This window comes from Aphanizomenon sp. CS-733/32 (assembly GCF_028330045.1).
GTDB classification, from domain to species: Bacteria; Cyanobacteriota; Cyanobacteriia; order Cyanobacteriales; family Nostocaceae; genus Dolichospermum; species Dolichospermum gracile.
Genome location: NZ_JAQMSE010000070.1, coordinates 1 through 8,366, shown reverse-complemented (window position 1 = coordinate 8,366; position 8,366 = coordinate 1). Strand labels below are relative to the sequence as shown.

Annotated in this window: 7 protein-coding genes; 4 read left to right on the top strand and 3 right to left on the bottom strand. The window is 39.3% G+C overall.

The features are described from left to right. Nucleotides 1-1,252: DUF11 domain-containing protein (locus tag PN471_RS05725; protein WP_271776020.1), on the top strand; the 1,252-nt coding region annotated here is incomplete at its 5' end. 166 nt (nt 1,253-1,418) lie between these two features. Here the strand turns inward: PN471_RS05725 and hppD are convergent. The 3 genes from hppD to PN471_RS05710 form a co-directional block, all read right to left on the bottom strand. Continuing rightward, complete coding sequence (gene hppD, locus PN471_RS05720) at nt 1,419-2,480, bottom strand: 4-hydroxyphenylpyruvate dioxygenase (protein ID WP_271776019.1); 1,062 nt, start codon at nt 2,478-2,480, stop codon at nt 1,419-1,421. A gap of 176 nt (nt 2,481-2,656) precedes the next feature. Beyond that, nucleotides 2,657-3,367, bottom strand: coding sequence for an SDR family oxidoreductase (locus tag PN471_RS05715; RefSeq protein WP_193891330.1), 711 nt, complete (start codon nt 3,365-3,367; stop codon nt 2,657-2,659). Between the two features lie 133 nt (nt 3,368-3,500). Continuing rightward, nucleotides 3,501-4,985 carry a CIA30 family protein gene (locus tag PN471_RS05710; RefSeq protein ID WP_271776018.1) on the bottom strand — a complete coding sequence of 495 codons (1,485 nt, stop codon included), beginning with the start codon at nt 4,983-4,985 and terminating at the stop codon, nt 3,501-3,503. A 124-nt stretch (nt 4,986-5,109) separates the two neighbouring features. Here PN471_RS05710 and PN471_RS05705 point away from each other — a divergent pair, with 124 nt between their 5' ends. From PN471_RS05705 to PN471_RS05695, 3 genes are all read left to right on the top strand, one after another. Then, nucleotides 5,110-5,610 carry a HugZ family pyridoxamine 5'-phosphate oxidase gene (locus PN471_RS05705; protein WP_271776017.1) on the top strand — a complete coding sequence of 167 codons (501 nt, stop codon included), beginning with the start codon at nt 5,110-5,112 and terminating at the stop codon, nt 5,608-5,610. Between the two features lie 2 nt (nt 5,611-5,612). Next, a complete protein-coding gene (locus tag PN471_RS05700) occupies nt 5,613-6,518 on the top strand; it encodes an alpha/beta fold hydrolase (RefSeq protein WP_271776016.1) in 906 nt (301 codons plus the stop codon). A gap of 243 nt (nt 6,519-6,761) precedes the next feature. Then, entirely contained in the window at nt 6,762-8,039 is a 1,278-nt protein-coding gene (locus PN471_RS05695; RefSeq protein WP_271776015.1) for a M16 family metallopeptidase, read from the top strand. Nucleotides 8,040-8,366: the final 327 nt, after the last annotated feature.

Below are 8,366 nucleotides of genomic sequence, written 5' to 3'. Positions count from 1 at the left end.
TTTGGCAGTAGGGACAAGCCAAACCCTGACATCAACCCGCAGCATTACAACAGATACCACTAATATTGCGACCGCTACGGGAACTACTCCCATTAATGGCACTGTTAGTGATACCGACAATGCAGTAGTAGATGTCATTGCACGTACTGGCGACCTAAAAATCACCAAGACCGATTACCTGACCAAAGTAGTACCCGGACAATTGGTAACTTATACCATTGTAGTTAGCAATTATGGTCCTGATACCGCTACTCACGCGCTGGTAGAGGATTTATTCCCCAGCAACCTGACAGACGTGAAGTGGACAAGCAAGGCAGCTAAGGGAGCCACAGACAATGAAGCCAGAGGAACTGACAATATCGAGGATTACGTAACCCTGCCAGCGGGTAGTAGCATCACCTACAAAGTGACGGGAACAGTAGTTGGTGGACCTGCCAGCCACAAAGTTTCCGACTATCATAGAACCTTAACCAATACCGCGACGGTTACCGCCCCTTCTGACTTCACCGACACCAACCTCGAAAACAACACTGCCACCGATATTGACACAATCATGTCCGCACCCGGTGTCCGCAATGCTTATTTTTGGCAAAACACCAAATGGCAGAAATTCTGGGACGGCATCCAAGGTAACGAACCCTCCCAAAAAACAAGGCCGAATTTCCCAGATAGCGACCTCTTACTCTCACCCTATACCAACTCTGCCCGTCCCGGAAAAGCCTTAGATCCGGTTACCCGTAGATACGGAGTGGGACTGCTCATAGGAGACTACAATCGCAATGGCAAAACTGACCGAGGAGAAGATACCCTCTTCTACACCCGCGCACAGGCACTTCAGATTGTTGATTCCTCAATGCACCCCAACAACCGAGATGCGCGTTACATACTCGGACGGGATTTAGTGACTAGCTGGCTGAATTACCTCGCTGGTAATTCGATTGATACCCCTAATTCTAACGATCAAGATGCTCGTGACTATATCAACGAGGGAATTCACTGGCTGCAAGCCTTAACGCCAGATCAAAATAGGGATGGCAAAGGTGATGGCTATCTGCAAGGATTAACAGGTAACGAAACCTCCAATTCACGGACTCCAAGGATTCTAGCTAGATCTTCCTACTGGAAATCTGGTATTTCCAGTGCATCGAATTTACCGAACCTCTATAAATCGAACACCGACGTTCTCTATCCTATAGACGCTGGCATCACTATTCACACACACCTGGATAATTACAACAACAATATCTTCTAGGTAGGGTTCTTAGGGAACACAAAAAAACAAATTACCCAAAAATACTAGGGTGGGTTGGGGCGACAAAGATTGCCGCCCCAACCAGATAATATCTATTCTGGTTCAGTAAAGCAAAATTGTTTGAAATTTGGAAAATTTGTCTGCACATTCCCCAATTACCAGTCTATTAACCGCTGACAAAACCGCGTTTAATTTGCTCGCGTTCAATCGCTTGAAACAAAGCCAAAAAATTACCTTCCCCAAAACCTTGGGCAAGAGAACGACGTTCAATAAACTCAAAGAAAAAAGTTGGTTTAGAAAAAATTGGTTGACTAAAAATTTGTAATAATAACTGTCCTGGGTGAGCATCTTCATGCCAGTCTACCAGAATTTCTTGGTCAGATATGGCTTGCAACTCTTCAGTTGACAGAGAAAATTTATATCGTTGTTGGAGTTGGGAATAGTAACTTTGGGGAACAGAAAGAAAAGATAAACCAGCAGTCCGAAATTGAGAAATTGCATCAACAAGATCAGGTATTAATAAAGCAATATGTTGAATACCTGCACCTCGATTCACGTCTATAAATTCTTGAATTTGTGACCTCGGCGAAGCTGGTTCATTAATTGGTAATTGAATATTACCATGAGGTGAAATCATTACCTGACTATGCAAACCAGAACGATCAGTTTTAATATTAAAAGTCTGTTGAGGTTGAAAATCAAATATTTTTTCATACCAATTAACAGCAGTTACCAACTCACCCACACCCACATTTAAAACTAGATGATCAATCGCCGTAATAGAATTATGTAAAATATTTTCGTTATCTTCTATTTTTGGTTTATTTTTAGTAATTAACGTATGATTTAAACTACCCCAAGCAGCAATTTTAGCATACTGACAAAATCCAGCATCTTGAACAGGTTGGAGAATCCTTGCCCCATTGTTTATAGCCTTTACTATCACAGCTTCCACATCATCAACTACAAAAGCTATATCAGCCACACCAGGAGGATGTTTACGCAGAAACTCAGCCACCGGACTAGTCGCTAAAATCGCAGAAGAAAGTAAAAAGTAGACAGATCCACTTTTCACCACTTCTGTACAAGTATGCAACGATTTGGGATGATGAAAAAACCTGGAAAAAATACCATCATTCACTGCTTGAAAACCAAGACAATATACAAACCAATCTCGCCACCTTTGGGCATCTTCGACATAAAAGTGAACGTGATCAATTTGCAGCATAATTTCTTTTAAATCCAGTATTTACTATCATCTTTTTACCAATTTTATGTAAGGCTGCACAGAATCCTGAAATCCATTAATTTATCCGTGTTTATCTGCGTCTATCTGCGTTCAATTATTCTGGAAATATTATTTTATCCAGCCTCATCTTAATTTGGTATTACATCTGTCACACACTAGAAAAACAAATGACTCTCAGGTTGAATATTAATTTCCATAGGAATAGCCTGTGGTTCAGCCGACAAAGCATAAAAAATAGCATTTGCCGCAGTCTCACAACTCAGCATTTTACTCCGATCTACTTTTAAATTTACCTTATCCCAAAAAGGAGAATCTATGCCTCCAAAGTAAAAAAGTGTCATTTTCACCCCAAAACGTTTCAGTTCTTCCGCTATACATTTACTAAAACCCACCACACCGAATTTAGACGCAGAATAAGCCGCAGCCATAGGCATTGAATGTTTACCAAGAATACCGACAACATTACAAATATGACCAGATTTGCGTTTTTGCATCTCCTTCGCTGCTGCTTGAGTCGTGTAAAAACAGCCTTTTAAATTGAGATCCAGCATTGCCTCTAAATCTGCCGATTCAATGTTATTGTAGGCTTTGAGAATGCCCGCTCCGGCTGCATTTACCAAAACATCAATTTGTCCAAATTGGGCTATTGTGGCTTGGATTAATGCTTCCACCTGTTGAGGTTGAGTAATATCGGTGGGAACTGTCAGCACATCGGCTGATAGTCCATTTGCTAATGCAGCTAAGTTTTCCCCGTCTCTAGCTGCAAGCACCAAACGCGCACCAGTGGAGGATAATTGACGAGTTAAGGTAGCACCAATACCACCAGTAGCACCGACAATGACAATAACTTTATCTTGTAGCATCATCATATTTACATTTCCTTACAGACTATATTTATAGTACAGTCTATCTCGGTATTCTGGCTGTGATATATTATTTGAGCGATCGCTTTTATGCTGTTATTATCTTGCTGGAGTCACCCATCAATTATTCAGAGTTTTATTTATCAGCCTGTAAACCAGAAAATAGCCTTGTCCAATTTAAACTATCAGCAATTAGTTCACCTTCTTTCACCTCAAAAGTGCGATTAATAGCTTGTGGTTCTTTAATTGCTTGAACACAAATTTCCGCCACATCATCACGGCTAACTTTTCCTTTAATATTATCATCTTGCTCAAAAATTAACTCCTTTCCTCCTAGTGCTTCCGTCAAAGCACAAGGTCTAATAATTGTATAGGGAATACCACTAGCTTTCAGACTTTCTTCTCCTCGCAATTTCCAAGTTAAAATCCCTCCCAATTGGTCATTTAATCTCACTGCTGGTGGTTCTTCATCTAAATTAATTCCTGGTCTTCCGGGACGAGTGACCCCAGCGGAACTGATTAATACGAATTGAGGTAAAGTTTCTCCCCCATAAGCTTGAATGGAAGCAATTTCCAGCGCGAACCCCCCCGGATTAAAAGCAGGATTTAAAGCACCATCATATTCAAACTTACTCAACATTAATTGCACAGAACAAACTTTGCTAATATCCATCGGTGGACAGTCCTTAACAATTTTGGCACGAAACACGGGAACTAAATCTGTAAAAGGAATCTGAATATCTAGCCAATTATTAGCAACAGTATCAAAAGAATAGCTATAACCAACACCATCCCAAGTTGACTCTGTGCGGATAAATATTTTATAACGTTGTCCATCACCCTTAACCCGCAATTTCACACCTTGATAGCCAGATAAATCCAGCAAAGGTGAAAAATTCTTAGTTCTCACCGAAGCAAACCCCCCAGAATTAGCAGTAGAAACATTACCTGTAAATACTGCTGTATTTTCCCTAATTTGCAAACTACTAGCACTAACACCCCCCATAACCACATCATCTAAAGCACCCCAGATATCTTTGATTTCATCTGATGGTTTCGTGAAATCAAATATCGGTTTTTCACCCGCAGCAACCAGATATTTTGCGGCTGCTGTTACTAAATTTTTCACACCTTGATATTCAACATTTTCTGGTGTATCTCCAACAATTTCCGGCAGATAAAATTTTACACCTTGATTATATTTGGCTCTATCGGGTGTATCTCCCTCCACAGGTTGAACACGCACTGACGTACAACAAATTACAGCTTGAATATTAGCCATAACTAAATTTGTTAAAGTCTCTGGTTTGGTAATATCTCCAACTACCAAATTAATATCATTACCCAAAACTTGCCGTGCTTTGTCAATATCTCGAACTAGACAGCGGACATTATAACCCTGTGTTATTAATTTCTTAACAACTCGTTTACCCACACCACCGGTTGCACCAGCTACCAGAACTACAGCCATATTTTCTCCTGCTTTTGATATATCTTTATTATCCGTTGGACTACCTGAAAATAATTTTTGTATCCAATTCAGAATCGGAAATACTTCAAAGTAAGTTAGGGTTTTAATAAACCTGCATAAATCCCATCGAGAGCGGTTGTTATTATTCATAGTTACGATTTAATCATGTTATCTTAGTCTTATTATATCAGATTTAGATCCCCGACTTCTTAAAGAAGTCGGGGATCTGGATGGATCTGGATTATAATATTCATACAATACGATAATTGCCATAATGAGTCAACTTGCTAACGCCCAAGCGGAATATGAGAAATTTCCTGAAGAATTTACCAGCATTATTATTAGTACGGTAAATAAACAAGGCATCCCTAATGCTAGTTATGCTCCCTTTGTCATGGACGATGATAAAAACATCTATATTTATGTAAGTGGACTAGCTACTCATACCCAAAATATTCAAAATCATCCTTTTGTGAGTGTTTTATTTATTGATGACGAAATTAAAACTAAACAGATTTTTGCTCGGCGGCGGTTAAACTTTGATTGTACCGCAAATTTGCTAGAAAGGGAAACTGAACAATGGCGGGAAATTGTTGATAAATTTCAGGTTCGGTTTGGAGAATTGATTTCTACATTACGCAGTTTACCAGATTTTCGGATTTTGCAACTGACACCGAATAGCGGACGTTTTGTAATTGGGTTTGGGGCTGCGTATAATATTAGTAATGACAATATAAATCAACTTGTACAAATTACCAAGGATTCACTTTCATAATTATGCTGAAATTTCAACCTCCGGGTTTTGGGAGCAAATTCATTCATACATCTTTGGGGACAATGGTTTATTATACCCAAATTAGCAGTCCTTGGGAAAATACCAAAAATCAAGATTTACCACCATTATTATTTCTACATAACTTTGGTGGTGGTGCGTCTGCTTATGAATGGTCAAAAATTTATCCAGCTTATGCGTCAACATATCGAATTTTAGCCCCGGATTTAATTGGTTGGGGAAAATCTGCTCACCCTGAGAGAGATTATCAAATTGAAGATTATTTAACGACGATTCTGGAGTTTATTTCGCAAACCTGTAATCAACCTGTAACCGTCATCGCATCTTCTTTAACGGCGGCTTTGACTATTCGTCTGGCTGTGACTTATCCCGATTTATTCAATGCTTTATTTTTAGTTTGTCCTGCGGGTTTTAATGATTTTGGCGAAGGTGCAGGCAGAAGATTACCACTTTCTTTAATTAATACACCATTAGTAGACAATTTAATTTATGCTTTAGGTGCAGAAAATGAAATTGCAGTGAGAAACTTTTTGCAGAGTTTTCTATTTTCTAACCCTGAAAGAGTGACACAGGAAATGGTGTTAGCTTATTTAAGTTCTGCACAAAAATATCAAGCAAAATTTGCAGCCTTGTCTTTTTTACGGGGAAACTTGTATTTTGATTTAAGTTTATATATTCAACAACTTCAAGTTCCCACTGTGATGTTGTGGGGTGAAAATGCCCAATTTACAAATATGCAATTGGGACGACGGTTAGCAAATTTAAATACTGAGGCAATTCAGGGTTTTCATGAAATACCCGATACAGGAATTTTGCCCCATTTAGAAATACCAGCAGTTGTCATAGGAATTTTACAAAAATACAACAAAACTGGAAAATTAGAGATATAAAGGACTAAAAAAATTATCTGCGGTTATCTGCGTTTAATTCTGACTTCTTGTCCGCGAAAGGTGGCGTTGCTGAGTAAAAGTATGATTTTATTTCACGCAGAGACGCAGAGGCGCAGAGAGTAAGAGTTTGAGAGATGGAATTTTCGACTTTCATACCCCAATTCACCAACGGACGAAAGGGTTACACCATCAAGAAAGTTGTAATATAGAAAAAGTAACATAGCTCTTCACTCACCACAACCAATGACATCAACTCTGCTGAAACTTCCACGCCTTAATGCACCTAAGCTGCACCATCTACCCAACGGTTTGACTATTATCGCCGAACAAATGCCAATAGACGCAGTTAATCTCAACCTCTGGGTAAAAACTGGTTCTGCAATGGAATCTGATGCTATTAATGGTATGGCTCACTTTTTAGAACACATGATTTTTAAGGGTACACAAAAACTCATTAGTGGTGAATTTGAACGTCGGATTGAAGAACGTGGTGCGGTAACTAATGCTGCTACTAGCCAAGATTATACCCACTATTATACCACAACTGCGCCTAAAGATTTTGCTGAATTAGCACCTTTGCAAATAGATGTTGTTTGTAATCCGAGTATTCCTAATGATGCTTTTGAACGGGAAAGATTAGTGGTTTTAGAAGAAATTAGACGTTCCGAAGATAATCCTAGACGACGGATTTATCGTCATGTGATGGAAACTGCTTTTGATTCCTTACCCTATCGTCGTCCCGTACTTGGTCCCGAATCTGTGATTTCTGAAGTTAAACCGCAACAAATGCGAGATTTTCATGGTCATTGGTATCAACCTCAGTCAATTACAGCAGTGGCTGTGGGTAATTTACCAGTAGAAGAATTAGTAGAAATTATTGCGGCAGAATTTAATAAAAATTATCAACAAACAACTAATAAACTAACACAAATAGCAGCCATTCCTGAACCTGCATTTACAGAAATAGTCCGTCGGGAAGTTGTTGATGAAACTCTCCAACAAGCCAGATTAGTGATGATGTGGCGAGTTCCCGGATTGATGGAATTAGATGAAACTTATGGACTTGATGTGGTAGCGGGTATTTTAGGACATGGGAGAACATCTAGATTAGTGCAAGATTTACGGGAAGAACGGGGACTGGTATCTTCAATTTCTGTGAGTAATATGAATAATTTATTGCAAGGTGTGTTTTCGATTTCTGCTAAATGTGATGTAGAAAATTTAGCGGCTGTGGAAGCAGGAATTATTCAACATCTTCGCAGATTACAAACAGAATTTGTCAAAGAATCAGAAATTGCCCGTGTTCAACAAAGGGTAGCCAATCGGTTTATATTTGGGAATGAAACACCAAGCGATCGCGCTGGGTTGTATGGTTATTATCAGTCATTGATTGGTGACTTAGAACCAGCCTTTAATTATCCCCAATATATTCAAGCACAAGCAGCCACTGATTTAATCCAAACAGCCAAAGATTATCTATCCCCAGATGCTTATGGTGTCGTTGTCATCAAACCTGTTTAAGTAGGTTGGCGTTGAAAAAAATTGTCGTTATGGCAAGGCAAAAGGCAAGAGGCAAGAGGCAAGAGTGAAGAGGGTTTAGGAGATTTTACATTTCTTTACACAGTTTGGTTTTATTGTGTTCACCTGACTTGAAAATAAGACCCCACCCCTAACCCCTCCCCGCAGGCGAGGAGGGGAATAAGAAGTTTTTCATCCCACATTCCGCACCCCAAACTGTCACAGATCAAAAAAGCCCTTAAAGTAGTACATAATAACTAAAGTCAATTCAAAAATTAAGATGCTTAATGAGAATAAATAGCATTAAAAGCGAAATGGTGTGATAAAGTG